This is a genomic window from Marivita hallyeonensis (assembly GCF_900129875.1).
GTDB classification, from domain to species: domain Bacteria; phylum Pseudomonadota; class Alphaproteobacteria; order Rhodobacterales; family Rhodobacteraceae; genus Marivita; species Marivita hallyeonensis.
The window spans coordinates 149,597-169,504 of record NZ_FQXC01000004.1 but is presented as its reverse complement, the minus strand read 5'-3'; the positions used below and the strand labels follow the sequence as shown (position 1 = coordinate 169,504).

Annotated in this window: 27 protein-coding genes; 19 read left to right on the top strand and 8 right to left on the bottom strand. The window is 61.3% G+C overall.

The window, feature by feature from the left end; translation table 11 throughout:
• Position 1: 1 nt before the first annotated feature.
• Entirely contained in the window at positions 2-229 is a 228-nt protein-coding gene (locus BUA42_RS13700; protein WP_072778729.1) for a hypothetical protein, read from the bottom strand.
• A gap of 12 nt (positions 230-241) precedes the next feature.
• The gene (locus tag BUA42_RS13695; protein WP_072778728.1) at positions 242-895 is read right to left on the bottom strand and encodes an alpha/beta hydrolase; all 654 of its coding nucleotides are present in this window, start codon (positions 893-895) and stop codon (positions 242-244) included.
• A gap of 172 nt (positions 896-1,067) precedes the next feature.
• Here BUA42_RS13695 and iscR point away from each other — a divergent pair, with 172 nt between their 5' ends.
• The 14 genes from iscR to BUA42_RS13625 all read left to right on the top strand — a co-directional run bounded on the left by iscR (position 1,068) and on the right by BUA42_RS13625 (position 11,447).
• Complete coding sequence (gene iscR, locus BUA42_RS13690; RefSeq protein ID WP_072778727.1) at positions 1,068-1,526, top strand: Fe-S cluster assembly transcriptional regulator IscR; 459 nt, start codon at positions 1,068-1,070, stop codon at positions 1,524-1,526.
• A 142-nt stretch (positions 1,527-1,668) separates the two neighbouring features.
• Positions 1,669-2,715 (top strand): cysteine desulfurase family protein, encoded by a 1,047-nt coding sequence (locus BUA42_RS13685; RefSeq protein WP_072778726.1) that lies wholly within the window; start codon positions 1,669-1,671, stop codon positions 2,713-2,715.
• A gap of 19 nt (positions 2,716-2,734) precedes the next feature.
• Complete coding sequence (gene sufB, locus BUA42_RS13680; RefSeq protein ID WP_072778725.1) at positions 2,735-4,258, top strand: Fe-S cluster assembly protein SufB; 1,524 nt, start codon at positions 2,735-2,737, stop codon at positions 4,256-4,258.
• Between the two features lie 3 nt (positions 4,259-4,261).
• Positions 4,262-4,465, top strand: a complete 204-nt coding sequence (locus tag BUA42_RS13675; protein WP_072778695.1) for a hypothetical protein — start codon at positions 4,262-4,264, stop codon at positions 4,463-4,465.
• Entirely contained in the window at positions 4,462-4,782 is a 321-nt protein-coding gene (locus BUA42_RS13670) for a heavy metal-binding domain-containing protein (RefSeq protein WP_072778694.1), read from the top strand. The genes BUA42_RS13675 and BUA42_RS13670 overlap by 4 nt, the downstream gene beginning before the upstream one ends.
• On the top strand, positions 4,779-5,576 hold the full coding sequence (locus BUA42_RS13665; protein ID WP_072778693.1) for an FkbM family methyltransferase: 798 nt from the start codon (positions 4,779-4,781) through the stop codon (positions 5,574-5,576). Before BUA42_RS13670 ends, BUA42_RS13665 begins: the two co-directional genes overlap by 4 nt.
• A complete protein-coding gene (locus BUA42_RS13660) occupies positions 5,570-5,887 on the top strand; it encodes a P-loop NTPase family protein (RefSeq protein ID WP_072778691.1) in 318 nt (105 codons plus the stop codon). Before BUA42_RS13665 ends, BUA42_RS13660 begins: the two co-directional genes overlap by 7 nt.
• Entirely contained in the window at positions 5,887-6,642 is a 756-nt protein-coding gene (gene sufC / locus BUA42_RS13655) for a Fe-S cluster assembly ATPase SufC (RefSeq protein WP_072778690.1), read from the top strand. The genes BUA42_RS13660 and sufC overlap by 1 nt, the downstream gene beginning before the upstream one ends.
• Positions 6,642-7,919, top strand: coding sequence for a SufB/SufD family protein (locus BUA42_RS13650; protein WP_072778688.1), 1,278 nt, complete (start codon positions 6,642-6,644; stop codon positions 7,917-7,919). Before sufC ends, BUA42_RS13650 begins: the two co-directional genes overlap by 1 nt.
• Before the next feature lie 8 nt (positions 7,920-7,927).
• Complete coding sequence (locus tag BUA42_RS13645; protein ID WP_072778687.1) at positions 7,928-8,416, top strand: YIP1 family protein; 489 nt, start codon at positions 7,928-7,930, stop codon at positions 8,414-8,416.
• Entirely contained in the window at positions 8,413-9,003 is a 591-nt protein-coding gene (locus BUA42_RS13640; RefSeq protein WP_072778686.1) for a YIP1 family protein, read from the top strand. Before BUA42_RS13645 ends, BUA42_RS13640 begins: the two co-directional genes overlap by 4 nt.
• On the top strand, positions 8,996-10,216 hold the full coding sequence (locus BUA42_RS13635; RefSeq protein WP_072778684.1) for a cysteine desulfurase: 1,221 nt from the start codon (positions 8,996-8,998) through the stop codon (positions 10,214-10,216). The genes BUA42_RS13640 and BUA42_RS13635 overlap by 8 nt, the downstream gene beginning before the upstream one ends.
• Positions 10,217-10,225: 9 nt before the next feature.
• Entirely contained in the window at positions 10,226-10,654 is a 429-nt protein-coding gene (locus BUA42_RS13630) for a GlcG/HbpS family heme-binding protein (protein WP_072778683.1), read from the top strand.
• Between the two features lie 10 nt (positions 10,655-10,664).
• Entirely contained in the window at positions 10,665-11,447 is a 783-nt protein-coding gene (locus BUA42_RS13625; protein WP_072778682.1) for a gamma-glutamyl-gamma-aminobutyrate hydrolase family protein, read from the top strand.
• Positions 11,448-11,456: 9 nt separating this feature from the next.
• Here the strand turns inward: BUA42_RS13625 and kynU are convergent, their stop codons facing one another.
• The 3 genes from kynU to BUA42_RS13610 are packed head-to-tail and all read right to left on the bottom strand — an operon-like array spanning position 11,457 to position 14,247.
• Positions 11,457-12,650: a kynureninase gene (gene kynU, locus BUA42_RS13620; RefSeq protein ID WP_072778680.1), complete on the bottom strand. Its 1,194-nt coding sequence runs from the start codon at positions 12,648-12,650 to the stop codon at positions 11,457-11,459.
• Between the two features lie 11 nt (positions 12,651-12,661).
• Positions 12,662-13,495: a tryptophan 2,3-dioxygenase gene (gene kynA, locus BUA42_RS13615; RefSeq protein WP_072778679.1), complete on the bottom strand. Its 834-nt coding sequence runs from the start codon at positions 13,493-13,495 to the stop codon at positions 12,662-12,664.
• On the bottom strand, positions 13,492-14,247 hold the full coding sequence (locus tag BUA42_RS13610) for an SDR family NAD(P)-dependent oxidoreductase (protein WP_072778677.1): 756 nt from the start codon (positions 14,245-14,247) through the stop codon (positions 13,492-13,494). Before BUA42_RS13610 ends, kynA begins: the two co-directional genes overlap by 4 nt.
• A 128-nt stretch (positions 14,248-14,375) precedes the next feature.
• On the opposite strand from BUA42_RS13610, the gene BUA42_RS13605 reads away from it, so the two are divergent.
• The 4 genes from BUA42_RS13605 to BUA42_RS13590 all read left to right on the top strand — a co-directional run bounded on the left by BUA42_RS13605 (position 14,376) and on the right by BUA42_RS13590 (position 18,114).
• Entirely contained in the window at positions 14,376-15,323 is a 948-nt protein-coding gene (locus tag BUA42_RS13605; protein ID WP_072778675.1) for an MBL fold metallo-hydrolase, read from the top strand.
• A 177-nt stretch (positions 15,324-15,500) separates the two neighbouring features.
• Positions 15,501-17,006: a choline-sulfatase gene (gene betC / locus BUA42_RS13600; protein WP_072779326.1), complete on the top strand. Its 1,506-nt coding sequence runs from the start codon at positions 15,501-15,503 to the stop codon at positions 17,004-17,006.
• Positions 17,007-17,064: 58 nt separating this feature from the next.
• A complete protein-coding gene (locus BUA42_RS13595) occupies positions 17,065-17,796 on the top strand; it encodes a thermonuclease family protein (RefSeq protein ID WP_072778673.1) in 732 nt (243 codons plus the stop codon).
• Between the two features lie 81 nt (positions 17,797-17,877).
• Entirely contained in the window at positions 17,878-18,114 is a 237-nt protein-coding gene (locus BUA42_RS13590; protein WP_072778672.1) for an HP1242/YdcH family protein, read from the top strand.
• Here the strand turns inward: BUA42_RS13590 and BUA42_RS13585 are convergent, their stop codons facing one another.
• Both BUA42_RS13585 and BUA42_RS13580 read right to left on the bottom strand, forming a co-directional pair.
• Complete coding sequence (locus tag BUA42_RS13585) at positions 18,115-18,633, bottom strand: glutathione peroxidase (RefSeq protein WP_072778670.1); 519 nt, start codon at positions 18,631-18,633, stop codon at positions 18,115-18,117.
• Between the two features lie 51 nt (positions 18,634-18,684).
• Complete coding sequence (locus BUA42_RS13580; RefSeq protein WP_072779325.1) at positions 18,685-19,305, bottom strand: class I SAM-dependent DNA methyltransferase; 621 nt, start codon at positions 19,303-19,305, stop codon at positions 18,685-18,687.
• A gap of 109 nt (positions 19,306-19,414) precedes the next feature.
• Here BUA42_RS13580 and BUA42_RS13575 point away from each other — a divergent pair, with 109 nt between their 5' ends.
• Positions 19,415-19,684, top strand: coding sequence for a DksA/TraR family C4-type zinc finger protein (locus BUA42_RS13575; RefSeq protein WP_072779324.1), 270 nt, complete (start codon positions 19,415-19,417; stop codon positions 19,682-19,684).
• Here the strand turns inward: BUA42_RS13575 and BUA42_RS13570 are convergent, their stop codons facing one another.
• Positions 19,685-19,879 (bottom strand): hypothetical protein, encoded by a 195-nt coding sequence (locus BUA42_RS13570; RefSeq protein ID WP_245819018.1) that lies wholly within the window; start codon positions 19,877-19,879, stop codon positions 19,685-19,687. It abuts the gene before it with no gap.
• Between the last annotated feature and the right edge of the window lie 29 nt (positions 19,880-19,908).

Below are 19,908 nucleotides of genomic sequence, written 5' to 3'. Positions count from 1 at the left end.
GTCAGCCCGGTTTCTTGATCGTTCCGTCGATCCGGCCCTTGATAAAGGCCCGCGCCTTACGCTCGGCGAGGCGGACACGGACCGCCGTCAGGAACGCCTCTTCCAAGGTGGTGGAGGCGGCGCCGAGTTCTGCCGCGACTTCCATGAAGAAGCGGTCATCATCAAGATGCTTCATGGCCTTGAGCGTGTCGTCGGCCAGGCGTTCCGCCAGTTCATCAACCATGGACATCGGACAGACCTCTTAGCGCGTGTTTTCGGTCAGGCGGCGTTTCACGTAGGTGGTCACGTGGTCGATCATCGTGTCCATATGCGGCTCTTTGAAGAAATGGTCCGCACCTTCGATCTCGGTATGGGTGACCGTGATGCCCTTCTGCTCGGCCAGCTTTGCCACGAGGGCCGTGGTGTCGGCCGGCGGCGCCACGCGATCCCCGGTGCCGTTGATGATGAGACCCGATGACGGGCAGGGCGCGAGGAAGGAGAAGTCGTACATGTTCGCCGGTGGAGAGACCGAGATGAAACCGGTGATCTCTGGTCGCCGCATCAGAAGCTGCATGCCGATCCACGCGCCGAAGCTGAACCCGGCGACCCAGCAGTGCTTGGAATTGTTGTTCATGGATTGCAGGTAGTCGAGCGCCGCCGCCGCATCCGACAGCTCTCCCACTCCCTGATCGTATTCACCCTGGCTGCGGCCGACACCCCGGAAATTGAAGCGCAGCACCGTGAACCCCATTTTGTGGAATGCGTAGTGCAGGTTGTAGACCACCTTGTTGTTCATCGTCCCGCCGAATTGGGGATGCGGGTGCAAAATGATCGCGATGGGCGCATCGCTTTCTTTCTGCGGATGGTAGCGGCCTTCGAGGCGGCCTTCTGGTCCGGGAAAAATCACCTCGGGCATGAGGGTGGGGACTCCTGCTTTGGCGCTGACCGGCACCGCCAGATAATCTTGACAGCTTCGCTCAGGCTTCTTAGAACGGTTCTAAATCCGGCCTGTCCGGATCTGGGTTATCCGCACATAGGCAATAGACCGCGCAAGGTCAATTGCAGGTAGAATTCGGCGAGGGATTGCCATGAAGTTGAGCACGAAGGGGCGCTACGCCATGGTTGCTTTGGCCGATATCGCGCTGCAGCCCGAGGACAGCCTTGTCACGCTTGGCGATATCGCGCAGCGACAGGATGTGTCGCTCCCCTATCTCGAACAGCTATTCGTCAAGCTGCGTCGTGCCGGTCTCGTGGCCTCGGTCCGGGGGCCCGGGGGCGGGTATCGGCTGGCGAAACCGGCCAGCGAGATCCGGGTGGTCGATGTGCTCGCGGCGGTGGATGAAACCGTGGACGCGATGCACAAGGGCGCCGGCGCATCGGGCGGATTGTCCGGTAGCCGCGCGCAATCCATGACAAACCGGTTGTGGGAAGGCCTGTCGGCGCATGTCTATGTCTTTCTGCATCAAACTCGGCTGTCGGATGTGGTGGGCAACAGCCTGGCCCCCTGTCCGGCGGTTCCGACGCTGTTTGCCGTGGTGGATGACTGATGGTGTCGCATTGGCTGCGCCAATCCGACGGACGTGCGTTTGCGGTGCAAACGCACGCGCAGGGGGCGCTGCCCCCTCTTGGCCTTTGGCCAATTCACCCCCGAGGTATTTTTGAAACAGAGAAGCTGATGGGGTCGGTGCGGTGACGGACCGGGTCTATCTGGATCATAACGCCACCATGCCGCTGCGGCACGAAGCTCGTGAGGCGATGATCGCGGCGATGGACGTGGTGGGCAACCCGTCATCTGTGCATGCGGAAGGGCGCAGGGCCAAGGGTCTGATCGAGCGCGCGCGGGCGCAGGTGGCCGCGGCCTTCGGGGCGGATGGGGCGGATGTGGTCTTCGTGTCCGGTGCGACGGAAGCGGCGGCTTTGGCCTGTGCGGGGCGCGGCCTTGTCGGAGCCGCGGTGGAGCATGACGCGGTGCGGGCCTGGATCGATCCGGTCCTACCGGTCGATGCAGTCGGGCGTGTGTCGGTGATCGACCCCGGCGGCACCGCATTGCAGGCGGCGAATTCCGAAACCGGGGTGGTTCAGGACCTGCCAGAGGGGTTGGCGGTTGTGGATGCGACGCAGGCCTTCGGCAAATTGCCCGTGGCGTTCAACTGGATGAGCTGCGGGATGGCGCTGATTTCGGCGCACAAGATCGGCGGTCCGAAGGGCGTTGGCGCGTTGGTGATGCGGCGCGGCACTGACCTTGCGGCACAGATCAGGGGCGGCGGTCAGGAAATGGGGCGGCGATCCGGCACCGAAAATGTCGTTGGCATCGCGGGATTTGGTGCTGCGGCTGAAGCTGCGGCGCGGGATTTGGAGGCGGGTGTCTGGCACCGCGTCGAAAAACTTAGAAACATTCTAGAATTGTCTATTGAGGCCAGCGCAAAAGAGACTATTTTTGTCGGGAAAGAGGCGAAACGCCTGCCGAACACGTCCTGTTTCGCGACCCCCGGCTGGAAGGGCGAAACGCAGGTGATGCAGATGGACCTGGCAGGCTTTGCGATCAGCGCCGGGAGCGCGTGCTCCAGCGGAAAGGTTAAAGCCAGCGCGGTACTCACCGCAATGGGGTTCGACGAAGCGACGGCCGGCAGCGCGATCCGCGTGAGCCTTGGTCCGGAAACGACAGAAGACGATATCGGCCGGTTCGCGGAGACGTGGCTGGCGAAACGGGAAAAACACCGCGCGCGGGCCGCGTGATAATGTGAAGGGGCATCAAATGGCTGCTTTGGACAATGTGACCGTCAAGGAAGGCGTGGACCAGGAAACCGTTGACGCGGTGCGCCAGGTCGGCGGCAAGTACAAATACGGCTGGGAAACCGATATCGAGATGGAATACGCCCCGAAAGGGCTGACGCCGGATATCGTGCGGTTGATCTCGGAAAAGAACGAAGAGCCGGAGTGGATGACCGAGTGGCGCCTTCAGGCTTATGAGCGGTGGCTTTCGATGAAAGAGCCGTCCTGGGCGATGGTCGATTATCCCGAGATCGACTTTCAGGACCAGTATTACTATGCGCGCCCTAAGAGCATGGAGGTGAAGCCGAAGTCGCTGGACGAGGTCGATCCGAAGCTGCTGGCGACCTACGAAAAGCTGGGTATCCCGCTCAAGGAGCAGCTGATCCTGGCCGGTGTGGAAGGGGCCGAGGACGCGCCTGCAGAGGGCCGTAAAGTGGCTGTGGATGCGGTGTTCGACTCGGTTTCCGTGGGCACGACCTTTCAGGCAGAGCTGAAGAAAGCCGGCGTGATCTTTTGTTCGATCTCCGAGGCGATCAAGGAGCATCCCGAACTCGTCAAGAAGTACCTGGGGTCCGTGGTTCCGGTCAGCGACAACTTCTACGCGACGCTCAACAGCGCGGTGTTCTCGGACGGATCGTTCGTCTACGTCCCGCCGGGGGTGCGCTGTCCGATGGAGCTGTCGACCTATTTCCGGATCAATGCCGAGAACACGGGACAGTTCGAGCGGACGCTAATCATCGCGGACAAGGGGTCGTATGTATCCTACCTCGAAGGCTGCACCGCGCCGCAGCGCGATGTTGCGCAGCTTCACGCGGCGGTGGTCGAAATCGTCGTCGAGGAAGACGCGGAGGTGAAGTATTCTACTGTCCAGAACTGGTATCCGGGCGACGAGAACGGCAAGGGCGGCATCTACAACTTCGTCACGAAGCGCGCCGACTGCCGGGGCGACCGGGCGAAGGTGATGTGGACGCAGGTCGAGACCGGGTCGGCGGTGACGTGGAAGTACCCGTCCTGCATCCTGCGCGGCGACGACAGCCAGGGCGAGTTCTACTCGATCGCGATTACCAACAACATGCAGCAGGCCGACACCGGCACGAAAATGGTGCATCTGGGTAAGAACACAAAGTCGCGGATCGTCTCCAAGGGGATCAGCGCGGGCAAGGCGCAGAACACCTATCGCGGGCTCGTGTCGATGCACCCGAAGGCGAAGAATTCGCGCAACTATACGCAGTGCGACAGTCTTCTCATCGGCGACAAGTGCGGCGCGCATACGGTGCCGTATATCGAGGTGAAAAACAACTCGTCTCGGGTGGAGCACGAAGCCACGACGTCCAAGGTGGATGACGATCAGCTCTTCTACTGCCGCCAGCGCGGCATGGACGAGGAAGAGGCCGTGGCGCTTGTGGTCAACGGGTTCTGCAAGGACGTGCTGCAGGCGCTGCCGATGGAATTCGCGATGGAAGCGCAGCAGCTTGTCGCGATTTCGCTGGAAGGTTCGGTGGGCTGACCCGTGACCCTGTGGCAGTGGCTGAGCACTCCGGCAGAGCCGAAAGGCCGATATGCGATTCTGACCGGGATCCTGACCTTGGTGGTCATGATGCTGTCGATGCCGCTGTGGGCTGACGGCACGATCCTTGCGCTTGCGATTGCCGGCGGGGTGAGCGGCGGGGTGGCAGGCATTCTGGTAAAATTGTGGATGGAGCGACGTCAATGATCGTGACAACGACAAACAGCATCGAGGGCAGCAAGATCCTTGAATATAAAGGGATCGTGGTCGGCGAAGCGATCATGGGCGCGAACGTGGTGCGCGATATCTTTGCGTCGATCACCGATATCGTCGGTGGGCGGTCCGGTGCGTACGAGGCCAAGTTGCAGGACGCGCGCGATGTCGCTCTGTCCGAATTGGAACAGCGTGCAGCGGCTGTCGGGGCCAATGCGGTGATCGGGGTCGATCTTGATTACGAAGTTGTTGGCAACTCAATGTTGATGGTGTCCGCGAGCGGTACGGCTGTTCTGACGGACCGGGGGTGACAATCTTGGCGAAGGACCTTCTCAACCCCATCGCCGCATCGGAGTTGGCTGAACTCACGGTCGCGCCGGGCATCTTTCGGTTGCCCGGAGGGACGATTGTGCGGTCGGAAGTGAACGGAGAGACTGTGTTCTTCACGGTCGCGGCGCGTCGCGACCTCATCCAGAATAAATATCACGCGAACGGCGTGTTCTATGAGCAGGAAGAACTAGAAATCCTGCGGCGTGCGTTTCCCCCGGGGGGCATCTACATCGATATCGGCGCAAATGTTGGAAACCATGCGCTATTCGTTGCCAAGTTTCTGCGCCCGTCCGAGGTGGTTGTGGTCGAGCCCAATCCGGTCGCCTACAAGGTGCTGGTCAGCAATGTGTTGCTCAATCACGTGGACGATGTCGTGGACATGACTTGGTTGGGCTACGGTATCGCCGAAGCGGCTGTGGATACCTTCGGCCTCGACTTTCATATGAGCAATGTCGGTGCCGGACGTCTTGTGGAAGGGGCCGGAGACATCAGCGTCGTGCCCGCAGATGACGTGATCGGGGATCGCGCTGCCAGCTTCATCAAGATCGATGTCGAAGGCATGGAGATGCATGTTCTGCGGTCTCTCAAGGAGACCGTCAAACGCTGCAAACCACGTATGCTCATCGAAGTTGATCGCGAAAATCGCGAGGCTTTCGAAGCCTGGGTCAGTGAACACGGATACACGGCGTATTCGAGACGTAAAAAGTACAACCCGAACAGAAACTTTCTTCTCATCCATGAGGAAGATCAGACCTGGGGTTCGTGGACATGTTGACTATCCGGAACCCTCATACGGAGCTGGAGGGGCACGACAATCAGGCCCTGACGGGCTTTGACCTGCCTGTCGAAGCGCGCAATGTGCTTGCGATTGCCGCGCCGAACGCGTCGCTCAAGTCTGCACTGACCTATGCACCGATCAACCGCGAGGGCCACGAAGCGACCGTGGGCGACGTCGGTTTCGCCGGTGTCGGCGATGCGATGCTGATGGCGTCCGCCGGCGCTACGATTGCGCAGAACACACGGTACAGAACAAACGAAAACCATCTTCTCGTGCATCGGGAAGACACAAGCTGGAGACTTTCATAATGCTGGAAATCAAGAACCTGCACGTGAAACTTGAGGAAGAGGACAAGCAGATCCTCAAAGGTGTGGACCTCTCCGTCGAGGCGGGCAAGGTGCATGCGATCATGGGGCCGAACGGGTCTGGCAAGTCGACCCTGTCCTATGTGCTGTCGGGCCGTGATGGCTATGAGGTGACCGAAGGCGAAGCGACGCTCGAAGGTGAGGACATCCTTGACATGGAGCCGGAAGAGCGCGCGGCGGCGGGGCTGTTCCTCGCGTTTCAGTACCCTGTCGAGATTCCAGGCGTGGGCAACATGACCTTCCTGCGCACTGCCGTGAATTCCCAGCGCAAGGCGCGCGGTGAAGAAGAGATGTCGGCGGCCGATTTTCTCAAGATGATCCGCGCGAAAGCCAAGGAGCTGAAGATCGACGCGGATATGCTGAAGCGTCCCGTGAATGTCGGGTTTTCGGGGGGCGAGAAGAAGCGCAACGAGATCCTTCAGATGGCGATGCTGGAGCCGAAGATGTGCATTCTCGACGAGACCGACTCGGGCCTTGATGTGGATGCGATGAAGCTGGTGGCTGATGGTGTGAACGCGCTGCGCGATGCGGGCCGTGGGTTCCTTGTCATCACGCACTATCAGCGGCTTCTCGATCACATAAAGCCGGACGTGGTGCACATCATGGCAGATGGTCGGATCATCAAGACCGGCGGTCCCGAGCTGGCACTTGAAGTCGAAAACAACGGCTACGCAGATCTGCTGGCGGAGGTGGCGTAATGGCGCTGCCTCAGATCAAACAGGATGCCACGGATGCGCGGCTCGCCGCGCTGACACTGCCCGATGGTGGATGGTCTGACACAGCGCGCCAGGAGGCCGTTGCGCGGGTGCGGAACATGGGGTTGCCGGGCGCGCGGGACGAGTACTGGAAGTACACCCGGCCCGATACGCTCGTTCAGCCCGACGCGCCGAAGGCCGCGCTCTTCGAAGCGGAAGAAACACCGGTGTTTGGCGAAGTGGACCGCCTCAAGATCGTGTTCGTCGACGGTGTGTTCGACGCCGAGGCCTCGGACGATCTGGCGATGGAGCACGTCACCATCGATCGTCTTGCCGATGCTGCGGATATTCACTGGGCCAAGGACCTGTACGGTGTGCTCGAAACACGCGGTCAGACGCCGGTGCACCGTCCCTTGGCGGCGTTGAACACCGCCTTTGCCACTGACGGCGTGCTGATCCATGTGACAGGCAAGGCGCCAAAGCCGGTCAGCCTGATCTACCGTCACGAATCTGAAACGTCCGACGCGATCCTGCACCACGTGGTGAAGGTCGAAAGCGGGGCCGAGCTGACCATCCTTGAAAACGGACCGGCGGCGGCGCGGTTCAACAAGTGCATGGAGATCGACATTGCCGACGGCGGTGTGTTGCACCACGTCCGCGCACAGGGCCGGGACCCAGAGCGTCGCGCGGCGACCGCGATGTTCGTGCGGTTGGGTTCGGAATCGGTTTTCAAATCCTTTACGCTCACCGCCAATGGCGTACTGACCCGCAATGAGATGGTGGTCGAACTGACAGGCGACGATGCGATTGCGCATGTGGCCGGAGCCTGCGTCGGTGACGGCGACTTCCACCATGACGACACGGTGTTTATCACCCACGACGCGCTTAACTGCGAGAGCCGTCAGGTGTTCAAGAAGGTGCTGCGCAACGGGGCAACGGGTGTTTTCCAGGGCAAGATCCTCGTGAAAGAAGGCGCGCAGAAAACCGACGGCTACCAGATCAGCCAGTCGCTGCTTCTGGACGAGGACAGCCAGTTCCTCGCCAAGCCGGAGCTTGAGATTTACGCCGATGACGTCGCGTGCTCGCATGGATCGACCTCGGGCGCGATCGACGAGGAGGGGCTGTTCTACCTGCGCTCGCGCGGGATCGAAGAAGGCCCGGCGACCGACCTCTTGACGCTCGCTTTCCTGGCCGAAGCGGTGATGGAGATCGAGGACGAGAGCCTGCAAGACGAAATCAACGGCCGCGTCGAAGCCTGGCTGACGCGTCGCCGCGGATAAGGGGTAGGATGCCGTTAACCCGGGATATCGCGGCCACGTATCGGGGGCCGGGCACAGTGGTGCGTCGGCTTGTCTCCGGCGTACCGCGTGAGGATCGTGCACTGGCGATCCTCATGGGGGCCTGTGTGATCCTGTTCATCGCGCGCTGGCCTGCCTTGGCACGGCAAGCACATCTTGAGGGGCAGGAACTCAACATGCTCCTTGGGGGCACGTTGATGGCGACGATCTTTTTCGCGCCGCTTCTGTTCTACGGGTTGGCATTGATCGCGCATTGGATCGCGCGGCTGCTGCGCGGGAAGGGGTCCGCCTACGACGCGCGCGTTTCGCTTTTTTGGAGTTTGCTGGCGTCGTCGCCTCTGGTTCTGCTGAACGGTCTAGTGGCCGGCTTCATTGGGCCAGGGATCGAGTTGACCATCGTCGGGGTGCTCTGGTTTGCGGTGTTCATGTGGTTTTGGTTGGCCAGCATGCTGGCTGTGTATCGCGAGGCAGAGGCGTGACGGTTCCCGGGTTCTTCAAACTGGCCATCAACACGGTGACTGCGCCACGAGATGTGGCGCGGTTGTTGCTGGCAATGAACCTGCCCAAGCAGGCGCTGTGGCTGGCCTTTGCGTTGGTTGTGGTGCTGAACACGCTGATGTTCTCGCTGTCGCTTCTCACGACCCCGTCGAATGATCTTATTGGTCCGGTGTTGGGTAGCCCCATGGTGTTCGGGGTCATGCTGGCGGTATCGGTGGCGGCGCTGATCTTTGCGGTCACGCTTTGCGGCCGCCCGTTGGGCGGGCGCGCGACATATGCGCAGATCGCGGTGCTGGTGATCTGGCTTCAGGCCCTGCGCGCTGTGATGCAGGCGGCCGTGGTGCTGATCGGGCCTGCCAGTCTTTTCCTGTCGGGGGTGGTGATCAGCGCGGCCTCGGTTCTGGGCATTTGGATCTTTGTCAATTTCATCGACGTCGCGCACGAGATGGGCAGTTTGCTCAAGGCAGGGTTGATCCTCTTGCTTGCGGTCGTCGGCATGATGCTGGGGCTGAGCATGATTTTCAGCTTGCTGGGCGTACAGACCGGAGGACTTCCTGGATATGTATGACGTGAACGAAATTCGCGGCGATTTCCCGATCCTATCGCGCGAGGTGAACGGCAAGCCGTTGGTCTACCTCGACAACGGGGCGAGCGCGCAGAAACCGAAGGTGGTGATCGACGCGATCAGCCGTGCCTATGGCGAGGAATACGCCAACGTGCATCGCGGTCTGCATTATCTGTCGAACCTCGCGACCGAGAAATACGAGGGTACGCGCGGGATCATTGCGAAGTTCCTGGGTGTGAAGGACGAAGACGAGATCGTCATGAACACCGGCACGACGATGGGGATCAACACCGTGGCCTATGGCTGGGCCATGCCACGGATGCAGGCTGGGGATGAGATCATCCTGTCGGTGATGGAGCACCACGCGAACATCGTGCCGTGGCATTTCCTGCGCGAGCGTCAGGGCGTTGTGATCAAATGGGTCGATGTGGATTCGACGGGGTATCTTGATCCGCAGGCGGTGATCGATGCGATCACGCCAAACACAAAGTTGATCGCGATCACGCATCTTTCCAATGTGTTGGGAACCGTTGTTGATGTGAAGACTATCGTGGACGCCGCACATGACAAGGGTGTTGCGGTGTTGGTCGATGGCTCGCAGGCCGCGGTGCATATGCCGGTCAATGTCGACGCACTGGGCTGTGATTTCTACGCGATCACTGGACACAAGCTCTACGGTCCGTCAGCTTCTGGCGCGATCTTCATGAAGAAAGAGCGCATGGCCGAAATGGAGCCGTTCATCGGCGGCGGTGACATGATCCGTGAGGTCCATAAAGACGAGATCACGTGGAATGATCCGCCCATGAAGTTCGAGGCGGGAACCCCCGGAATCGTTCAGCAAATCGGGCTGGGCGTGGCGCTGGAATACATGATGTCGCTTGGGATGGAGAACATCGCCGCGCATGAGAAGAAGCTGCGCGATTATGCGCGCACCCGGCTGGATGGGCTGAACTGGTTGCAGGTGCAAGGCACGACACCGGACAAAGCGGCGATCTTCAGTTTCACGCTGGATGGCGCTGGCCATGCACATGACATCTCGACCATCCTCGACAAGAAGGGTGTAGCGGTACGCGCGGGGCATCACTGTGCCGGACCGTTGATGGATCATTTGGGCGTCACGGCGACCTGCCGCGCGTCCTTTGGTCTGTACAACACCGAAGAAGAAGTGGACGTTCTGGTCGACGCGCTTGAACTGGCGCATGATTTGTTTGCCTGAGGGGGACATATGGCATCGATTTCGCTGCGCCGGGCGCGCACCATCATCCGCAAAGCGCTTGAGAAAGGCCGCGAGGCCGAGATGAAGCCTTTGTCCGTGATTGTCCTCGATGCGGGCGGAAACATTCAGGCCTTCGAGCGTGAAGACGGCGCGTCCCCGGGGCGGTTCCAGATCGCGCATGGCAAGGCTTATGGCGCGGTCATGCTGGGTATGGCGGGTACGGCGCAGATGCAACGCGCCGAGGCGCAGGCCTATTTCATTGCCGCAGCGAATGGCGCGTATGGCGGTCAGTTGATCCCGGTGCCGGGCGGTGTGCTGGTGCGCGATTCCAAGGGCCGCGTGCTGGGGGCTGTGGGCGTCACGGGCGACAGCTCGGACAATGATGCCATCGCGGCGACCGCCGGGATCGAAGCGGTTGGACTCACCGCCGAGATTTAGGGAGGCGCACATGACACGCCCGGTCGTTGGGATCATCGGCAACCAGTATTTGATCAACGATCAGTATCCAGCTCATGCGGGCGGGACGATGAATTCCGAGGCGGTTTCGAAGGTGGCGGGCTGCATGCCGCTTCTGGTGCCTGCGGATCCCCGGTTCGTGTCGGTGGACGAGCTTCTGCGAACCTGCGACGGGTTTTTGTTCACCGGCGGGCGCCCGAACGTGCATCCGGAGGAATACGGCGAGGCCGCCACGGATGCGCATGGCGATTTTGACCGGGCGCGGGATTCGATCACGCTGCCCCTCATCCGTGCCTGCGTGGAGCGCGGTCAACCGATCCTGGGGATTTGCCGTGGGTTCCAAGAGGTGAATGTCGCAATGGGCGGCACGCTTTATCCCGAGATCCGCGATTTGCCCGGGCGCATGAACCACCGGATGCCGCCCGATGGCACGCTGGAGGAGAAGTTTGCTCTTCGCCACATCGTGACCGTTGTCGAGGGCGGTGTGTTCCACAAGGTTTTCGGCGCGACCGAGGTCATGACCAACACCTTGCATGGGCAGGGGATCAAGACGCCCGGCGCGCGGATTGTCATCGAAGGGCATGCGCCGGACGGTACGCCCGAGGCAATCTACGTGAAGGATGCACCCGGCTTCACCTTGTCGGTGCAGTGGCACCCTGAATGGGATGCTGCGAACGACCCGGTCTCACGCCCGCTGTTCCAGGCGTTTGGCGATGCGGTTCGCGACTGGACAAAGGGTCTCACGACGGCACATCCGCAGGCGAAGGCAAGCTGATCGCACGGGTCAGGTGACAGCCTTTTTCCTTTGAAATTCAGGCGTCTCCCACAGCCGGTCCGTTATCACCCGACGCAGAGTGTCGACCGCCGCGTCGATGTCGTCTTCGTCGAGATAAAGCGGCGCAAACCCAAACCGCATCATGTCCGGAGCGCGGAAATCGCCAATCACGCCGTTCGCGATCAAGGCCTGCATCGCGGCATATCCGTGCTCAAATCGGAAGCTGACCTGACTGCCGCGCTGTGCCGGATCGCGGGGGCTGGCCAGCACCAGACCCGGGCAGTGCGCTTCGACCCCGGCGACGAAGCGTTCCGACAGGTCAATCGACCGGTTGCGCACATCTTGCAGATCGACACCGTCCCAGATGTCCAATGCCGCCTCGAGCGCGGCCATCTGCACGATGGGCGGCGTGCCGACGCGCATGCGACTGACGCCCGCGCCCGCACGGTAGCCGAGATCAAAGGCGAACGGGCTGTCATGGCCAAGCCAACCGGATAGCGCCGGAAGGGCCTTTTCCGCATGGTCTGGTGACACGTAGATGAACGCTGGCGCACCCGGACCGCCATTGAGGTACTTGTAGGTGCACCCGACCGCAAAATCCGCGCCGACGCCGCGCAGATCGACCGGGATCGCCCCCGCAGAATGCGCCAGATCCCAGACAGTGACGACGCCATGCGCCCGCGCTTTCTTGGTCAGCGCGGCCATGTCATGTTTGCGCCCGGTCCGGTAATCCACTTCGGTGATCAGCGTAACGGCGATCTCTTCGGTAATGGCCGCGCTTACGTCTTCTGGCGCGACAAGCCGCAGGTCGTAGTCAGGTCCAAGGAGGCTGATCAGCCCTTCGGCCATGTAAAGATCGGACGGGAAATTCCCGGTGTCGGACAGGATCACGCGACGGTCCGGGTTCAGCTTGATCGCGGCGGCCAGGGCCTGAAAGACCTTGATCGACAGGGTGTCGCCAACGACCACATGACCCGGTTCCGCGCCAATCAGGCGTCCGATCCGGTCGCCTAGACGCATTGGCATGTCCATCCAACCGCAATCGTTCCAGCCCTTGATCAGGTGATCGCCCCATTCCTGCGTGACGACCTCGGACACGCGGCGCGCGGCGGTCTTTGGGAGCGGCCCAAGCGAATTGCCATCAAGGTAGATCACCCCGTCGGGGATATGGAACGCGGCGCGTGTGGCGGAGAAATCGGTCATGTCAGGTCCTGTCAGAGGCGCGTGCGCAGATGCCAGAGATCGGGGAACAACTCCACCTCCAGCATCCGCTTGAGATAGGACACCCCTCCGGTGCCGCCAGTGCCGCGTTTCAAACCGATCACGCGCTCGACCGTTGTGACATGGTTGAAGCGCCAGCGACGGAAGTAATCCTCCAAATCGACCAGCTTCTCTGCGAGTTCATACAGGTCCCAATACGTGGTCGGGTCGCGGTAGACCTCGGCCCAGGCGGCCTGAATGGCGTCGTTCGGCGCATGGGGCAGAGAGCGGTCGCGGTTCATGTCGGCTTCGGTAAGGGGGAAGGACCGTGCCAGCCGACCAACCGCGCAATCGTAGAGCGATGGTGTCCCGAGTTCCGCCTCCAGCCGGGCTGTGATCTCTGGTCGGTGCGCGTGTGGCCGGATCATCGCCGGATTGCGGTTGCCCAACAGAAACTCGATCTCCCGGTATTGCGCCGACTGAAAGCCCGAGCTTTGGCCAAGTGCCGCGCGGAAGGTCGTGTAGTCACTGGGTGTCATCGTGCGCAACACGTCCCATGCGGAATTCAATTGCTCGAAAATGCGGGTGACCCGCGCGAGCAGTTTGAACGCCGGACGGATGTCGTCTTGCGCCAGCGTTTCCCGTGCGGCCTTGAGTTCGTGCAAGGCAAGACGCATCCAAAGCTCTGACGTCTGGTGCTGGATGATGAAGAGCATCTCGTCATGCGCCGTGCTGAGCGGATGTTGCGCGGACAAAAGCGCGTCAAGGCCAAGGTAGTCGCCGTAGGACATGCGCCCGTCAAAGGCCATCTGTGCACCCTCACCAGAAGGATCGTAGGGGTCGCTCACACCTCGCCTCCAGCGATCTGGATGGCTTGGCCGTTGATGCTGCCCGAATGCGGACCACAGAGCCAGAGCGCTGTCTCGGCCACTTCCTCGGGCGCGATGAGGCGGCCATGCGGGTTCACGTCGACCATGAGCTGCCGCGCCGCGTCTTCATCCATGCCGGTGCGCGCGGCGATGGAGGCGGCGTTGCTCGACACGATGTCTGTGTCGACATAGGCGGGGCAGAGCGCGTTGAACGTGTAGGGCTTGCCCGCGTAATCCGCCGCCAGCCCGCGGATCAGACCGATCATCGCGTGTTTCGATGCCGTGTAACAGGGCGCGCCCTTCAACCCGCGCAAGCCCGCGATGGAACTGACCGCAATGACGCGGCCCCAATCGGTTTCATGCATTGACTTGAGGCTTTCGCGGATCGTCAGAAACGCGCCGTCGAGATTGGTCGCCATCATGTTGCGCCAGAAGGCATAATCGGTCTTGTGCAACGCGCGTCCCTCGGCAATGCCCGCATTCGGCACACAGATCTGAATCGGTCCACGCTGATCCACCGCACTGGCCACGCCAGTGACGATGGCATCCTCGTCCTGCACATCCATGACAAGCGGATGCAGGCCGTTATCCCTGGCCGCTGTCTCAAGCACGTCGGCGCGGCGTCCGGTAATCGTGACGATGGCCCCCTCAGACTGCAACGCTTTTGCGATGCCCAATCCGATCCCGGTGCCGCCGCCGGTGACCAGGGCGTGTTTGCCTGCCAGTGTCATGACGATCCTCCCTCACGCTCAGTGAAGGAGCGTAACGTGCCTACGGGTGGTGGCAAGTCATCGGCTCAGATGGTGATTGATTTTCTCATTCATATTCGTGAATGTGACCGCAAGAGAAGGAGACCCCGATGCGATACCCGATGACCGTAGCCGCAGCCGTGATGGCGACCACCGCCGTGGCGAGCGAAGACATCCCCGACAAATACCCGCAATCCGAATTGTACGACAAACCGGTCGAGGTGATCCCGCATGTCTTTTCGGCCATCGGCGCGACCGCGCCGCCGACCTATGAGAATTCGGGACACAACAACAACCTGAGTTTCGTCGTGACCGGCGACGGTGTGATCGTCATCAATGGCGGCGCGTCGGCGCGATTGGCCGCCGCGTTGCACGAAGAGATCAAAGCGGTGACGGACCAGCCTGTCCGTCTGGTCATCAACGAGAACGGGCAAGGCCACGCAATGCTTGGCAATTCCTACTGGGCGGCGCTCGGGGTCGATATCCTCGCCCACGAGGATGCCATCGCAGAGGTCGAGGCCAATGGGCATTTCATCCTCGAAGGCATGAAACGCTACAACCGTGACAAGGCGAAGGGCACAGAGGTCGTCCCCGCGAACCTCAGCTTTTCCGACAAACACGTCGTCGAGATGGGCGATGTAACGCTTGAGGTGCTGCATCTCGGCCCCGCGCACGATCCGGGCGACGTGCAGGTCTGGATCCCCCAATGGGACATCGTGATCGCAGGCGACATCGCGTTTCACGAACGCATGCCGCCGATTTTTGAGCACACGTGCACCAGCTGCTGGATCGAGACATTCGACGGCCCGTTTACCGAGCTGAACGCCACTTACGTCATCCCTGGCCACGGCCACCCGACCAACATGGCGCAGGTCACGCGCTATACGTCTGACTATATTAAAGACCTGCGCGCCAAGATCGGGACGCATATTGACGAGGGCGGCGATCTTGCGGGCGCGTATTATGTCGATCAGTCGAGCTGGGCTCATCTCGACACGTTCGAGGAACTCGCAACGCGCAATGCAGGTCGCGTTTTCGAAGAAATGGAATGGGAATAAGCTCGTCGTCCTGAACTTCTCTGGTTCAAAAATATTCCCGAGGGTTTGGGGGCTGACCCCCAATGCGTTTCCGGCGAAGGAAACGCGAAGATGCGTCGGCGCATCTTCACCCGCGCATGATTGACGCTGCAGGCGGTTCGGATCAGTGTCGCGCCAGAAGCGGCACGCGGAGACGCCATGAAACCGAATATCCTGATCCTCGTGGTGGACCAACTGGCCGGAACCCTGTTTCCCGATGGCCCCGCCGACTGGCTGCACGCGCCGAACCTGAAAAGACTTGCCGCACGCTCCACCCGGTTTCGCAACGCCTATACCGCCAGCCCGCTGTGTGCGCCGGGACGGGCGGCCTTCATGTCCGGGCAGCTGCCTTCGGCGACGGGGGTCTATGACAATGCCGCCGAGTTTCCGTCGTCCATCCCCACCTACGCGCACCATCTGCGCCGCGCGGGCTACTATACGGCGCTGTCGGGCAAGATGCATTTTGTCGGCCCCGACCAGCTCCACGGGTTCGAGGCGCGGCTGACCACCGACATCTACCCGGCGGATTTCGGCTGGACACCGGATTACCGCAAACCGGGTGAACGCATCGACTGGTGGTACCATAACATGGGCTCGGTCACGGGCAGCGGCGTGGCCGAGATCACCAACCAGCTCGAATACGATGACGAGGTGGCGTATCAGGCGAAACTCGCGCTCTACGATCTGGCGCGCGGCAAGGATGCGCGGCCCTGGTGCCTGACAGTCAGTTTCACCCACCCGCACGACCCTTACGTGGCGCGTCGCAAATACTGGGATCTCTACGAAGACTGCGACCATCTGCTGCCCGAGGTCCCGGCCATGGCCTATGACGACCACGACCCGCATGCTCGGCGCATTTTCGATGCCAATGACTGGCGCAATTTCGACATCACAGAGGACGACATTCGCCGCTCACGCCGCGCGTATTTCGCCAACATCTCCTATCTCGACGATAAGATCGGTGAGATCCTTCAAGTGCTCGATGACACGCGGCAGGAGGCGATCATTCTGTTTGTCTCGGATCACGGCGACATGCTGGGTGAGCGCGGCCTGTGGTTCAAGATGTGCTTCTACGAGGGCTCCGCGCGCGTGCCGCTGATGATTTCGGCACCGGGGATGAAGCCGGGCCTTGTCGCTGACCCGGTCTCGACCATCGATGTCTGCCCGACGCTTTGCGATCTGGCCGGGGTCAGCATGGACGAAGTCATGCCCTGGACCACGGGCGAGTCGCTGGTGCCATTGGGGCAGGGTGGGGAGCGCACCAGCCCGGTCGCGATGGAATACGCGGCCGAGGCATCTTTCGCGCCGCTGGTGTCGCTGCGCTATGGCAAGTGGAAGTACACCCGTTGCGCGCTCGATCCGGACCAGTTGTTCGATCTTGACGCGGATCCACATGAATTGACCAATTTGGCCGACACGCCCAAGCACCAAGGCACGCTGCAAACCCTGCGCGCGAAATCAGAGGCGCGCTGGGATCTCGATCGCTTTGATGCTGAGGTGCGCGCAAGTCAGGCGAAGCGGTGGGTTGTGTATGAAGCGTTGCGCCAGGGCGGGTATTACCCCTGGGACTACCAGCCGCTGCGCGATGCATCCGAGCGGTTCATGCGCAACCACATGGACCTGAACGTGCTCGAAGACAGCCAGCGCTTCCCGCGTGGGGAATAATTAACCTTTCTCAACGAATTCCATTGTTCCGCCGGATTTTGCTGGCAATCTTAACGGTATGTTAAGGTTCTTCTGCATTTCCGCTCTCGTTTTTACGGCACATCTCGCTCAGGCGGGGCCAGAGGGGACGGTTCGCGTCATCGATGGCGACACGTTCGAGGTCGGTGGCACAACCGTGCGTCTGCACGCCATCGACGCGCCAGAAACCGATCAGATGTGCGGCGATGCGAACAGTCCTGCGTGGCCCTGCGGAGAGTGGGTGCGTGCCGAGACACGCGCGCTGTTCCACGGCAGGTACGCCCGCTGCACTGCCACTGACACCGATCGGTACGGGCGCACCGTTGGAACATGCACAATCGACGGGCGTGATGCGGGTGAAGTTCTGGTGAGCGAAGGGCTTGCCTTCGCTTATCGTCGCTACGGGATGGACTATGATCTTGCGGAGAAAGGCGCGGCGGTGAACGCGCGTGGGCTTCACGCGACAGGCGTGATGTCCCCGGCCGCTTTTCGGTCCGCGCAGCGTGCGCGCGCGCGTCCCGCGACGGAGACCGGTGCAAAGACCGTCACCGTCAACCGCGGCGCGCCGGAACGAAGACGCCTTTTACCCAATGCCCTCAATTCCAATTGCACCATCAAAGGCAATGTCAGTCCCAACAGTGGCGAACGCATCTATCATGTTCCGGGTCAGGAGTATTACGACAAGACCCGCATCTCACTGACCAAGGGCGAACGCTGGTTCTGCACCGAGGCGGAGGCGCAGGCTGCGGGATGGCGCAAGGCGCGGAAATGACAGCGGTTTGATCCGGGTCAAAGTGAAAGGTGTACGGCTCTGACATCTTGTGTCGAAAGACATCAGGAGAGGAGTGAACCCATGTCACACACCCCGCACGAGTTGGCCGAGGAATTCCCGGACCACGTGGAACAGATGAGCGCGCTCAAGCAGTCGGACGCGCATTTTGCCAAGCTTTTTGACAGCTATCACGAAGTCAATCGCGCGGTGCACCGGGCCGAGACCAATGTCGAACCGATAGATTCATTTGCCGAGACCGACCTGCGCAAGCAGCGCGGTGCTCTCAAGGATGAAATCTGGTCCTATCTGCAGAAGTGATCAGTTCAAAACCGCCGTTATCGCAGAGATGACGGGACGGGACAGTGGCCGCGCGTTCGATCCGAACGTGGCGGCCACACTGCCATCTGGCGCAATCAGGATTTTGTTGAAATTCCAAGCGGGCGCAAACCCGGCTTCCTCGCGGACCCATGTGTAAAACGGATGCGCGTCCTCGCCCAGCACGGGCGTGATCGTCGTCATCGGAATGTCGAGGCCGAAATTCACTTCGCAGAAGTCCTTCACCTCGTCGTTTGATGCCAGCTCCTGCCGGAAGTCGTTGGATGGCACCGCCAGCACGACCAATCCCTGATCGCGATAGCGGTCGTAGAGCGCCTGCAACCCGTCGTATTGCGGCGTGAACCCACATCGGGATGCAGTGTTCACAACCAGAACCGGCTGACCACGCCAGTCCGCCAGATCGATATCGCCGCCGTCGATGGACGGGAACGTGAAGCTCGGCATCGCCGCGTGAACCAGCGTGGCGCAGCAGACGATGAGGGCGGACAGCAAAACGCGCATGGGGTCTCTCCTTTGCGCAATAGCTAGGCGCGGTTGCGCCAAAGGAAAGCCTCAGAGCCGGCGGAAAATCATGGCGAGCCCGCGATCGTCGGCGTGATCATGCGTGGCGTTTTCGTAGATCGCGAACTCGCGGAAATCGACCGGCGTGATCGCGTCTGTGGCGACAAGCAAGGCCAAACGCGATCCGAACCCGGCCCCGTCATACACGGACGGGATCACCCCACAGGTGAACAGCGCCCCCGGTCTCGCGATGCGGATCAGCTCCGGCAGGACGTCCGCGCCGACATGACCGTGCGTGAACGTCCCGCAGGACACGAAGCCACCGTAGCTTGCATCGTCCACGGGCAGCGTCTTGGTGAGGTCCGCTTGGATGCAGGTGCGATAGACACCCTTTGCCGTCGCTTCGGCCAGCATACCTTCGGAAATGTCGATCCCGTCAACCACGCAGCCGGTCAGATGCTCCGCCACCAATCCGGTGCCTGCACCGATATCGAGGATGGGATCATTGCCGTCAGAGAGCGATTTGAAAACACGTGCGATTTCGCGCGGCGCGACATAGCCGTGCCGGTCGCTGAACCCACTGTCATAGGCGGCGGCCCATGTGTCGTAGAACGCCTTGGCATCCTCTGCGCCGTCGATGGCATAGGCCTTTTCGAGATCGAAATCGGGCATGAGAAACCTCCAAGTGGGAACCATGGCGCGAGACGCGGGACCGGACAAGCCTCTTGCAACGGCCCGGCGCACTGCCCATCGTGAATGTGTAAACTGGCGGGCAAGCGACATGGCAGGCGGTTGGACCCGCGACGGTGCGGTGCAAGATCAGATCGACGCGTCGATTCAGGACGAACTGGCGCGGCTGAAAGCGCGGAAATCACCGGTAGGCGAAAGCCTGACCCATTGCGCCGAATGTGACGAGGAAATCCCCGAAAAGCGCCGCATCGCGATCCCGGGGGTGAAGCTCTGCATCGACTGCCAGCAAGAGCGCGACGGAGCTTTCAAGGCGCGGGCGGGGATCAACCGCCGTGGGTCCAAGGACAGCCAGTTGAAGTGATCATTCCCGTCTGCGCTTGAGCCATCGCCAGACCGGAACGACATCGAGTGCCGCCACCGCGAATCCGAGGGGGATCATCCAGAAGCCCAGAACCGGCAGGAAGCCGAGGATGCCGCCAACGATCAAAAGGAGCCCCAGGACAAGCCGCAATCCCGGTGGTACACGGGCGCGGATCCGTACGAGAAGCCGGCGCAAACGGGTGCGCCAGCTGAATTGAGCGGTTT

Bases quoted from the DNA above. Each gene is read 5' to 3' on its own strand.
- BUA42_RS13700 (WP_072778729.1), bottom strand. From the start codon at position 229: ATGTCCATGGTTGATGAACTGGCGGAACGCCTGGCCGACGACACGCTC.
- BUA42_RS13695 (WP_072778728.1), bottom strand. From the start codon at position 895: ATGCCCGAGGTGATTTTTCCCGGACCAGAAGGCCGCCTCGAAGGCCGC.
- iscR (WP_072778727.1), top strand. From the start codon at position 1,068: ATGAAGTTGAGCACGAAGGGGCGCTACGCCATGGTTGCTTTGGCCGAT.
- sufB (WP_072778725.1), top strand. From the start codon at position 2,735: ATGGCTGCTTTGGACAATGTGACCGTCAAGGAAGGCGTGGACCAGGAA.
- BUA42_RS13670 (WP_072778694.1), top strand. From the start codon at position 4,462: ATGATCGTGACAACGACAAACAGCATCGAGGGCAGCAAGATCCTTGAA.
- BUA42_RS13660 (WP_072778691.1), top strand. From the start codon at position 5,570: ATGTTGACTATCCGGAACCCTCATACGGAGCTGGAGGGGCACGACAAT.
- sufC (WP_072778690.1), top strand. From the start codon at position 5,887: ATGCTGGAAATCAAGAACCTGCACGTGAAACTTGAGGAAGAGGACAAG.
- BUA42_RS13650 (WP_072778688.1), top strand. From the start codon at position 6,642: ATGGCGCTGCCTCAGATCAAACAGGATGCCACGGATGCGCGGCTCGCC.
- BUA42_RS13645 (WP_072778687.1), top strand. From the start codon at position 7,928: ATGCCGTTAACCCGGGATATCGCGGCCACGTATCGGGGGCCGGGCACA.
- BUA42_RS13635 (WP_072778684.1), top strand. From the start codon at position 8,996: ATGTATGACGTGAACGAAATTCGCGGCGATTTCCCGATCCTATCGCGC.
- BUA42_RS13630 (WP_072778683.1), top strand. From the start codon at position 10,226: ATGGCATCGATTTCGCTGCGCCGGGCGCGCACCATCATCCGCAAAGCG.
- BUA42_RS13625 (WP_072778682.1), top strand. From the start codon at position 10,665: ATGACACGCCCGGTCGTTGGGATCATCGGCAACCAGTATTTGATCAAC.
- kynU (WP_072778680.1), bottom strand. From the start codon at position 12,650: ATGACCGATTTCTCCGCCACACGCGCCGCGTTCCATATCCCCGACGGG.
- BUA42_RS13610 (WP_072778677.1), bottom strand. From the start codon at position 14,247: ATGACACTGGCAGGCAAACACGCCCTGGTCACCGGCGGCGGCACCGGG.
- BUA42_RS13605 (WP_072778675.1), top strand. From the start codon at position 14,376: ATGCGATACCCGATGACCGTAGCCGCAGCCGTGATGGCGACCACCGCC.
- betC (WP_072779326.1), top strand. From the start codon at position 15,501: ATGAAACCGAATATCCTGATCCTCGTGGTGGACCAACTGGCCGGAACC.
- BUA42_RS13595 (WP_072778673.1), top strand. From the start codon at position 17,065: ATGTTAAGGTTCTTCTGCATTTCCGCTCTCGTTTTTACGGCACATCTC.
- BUA42_RS13590 (WP_072778672.1), top strand. From the start codon at position 17,878: ATGTCACACACCCCGCACGAGTTGGCCGAGGAATTCCCGGACCACGTG.
- BUA42_RS13585 (WP_072778670.1), bottom strand. From the start codon at position 18,633: ATGCGCGTTTTGCTGTCCGCCCTCATCGTCTGCTGCGCCACGCTGGTT.
- BUA42_RS13580 (WP_072779325.1), bottom strand. From the start codon at position 19,305: ATGCCCGATTTCGATCTCGAAAAGGCCTATGCCATCGACGGCGCAGAG.
- BUA42_RS13575 (WP_072779324.1), top strand. From the start codon at position 19,415: ATGGCAGGCGGTTGGACCCGCGACGGTGCGGTGCAAGATCAGATCGAC.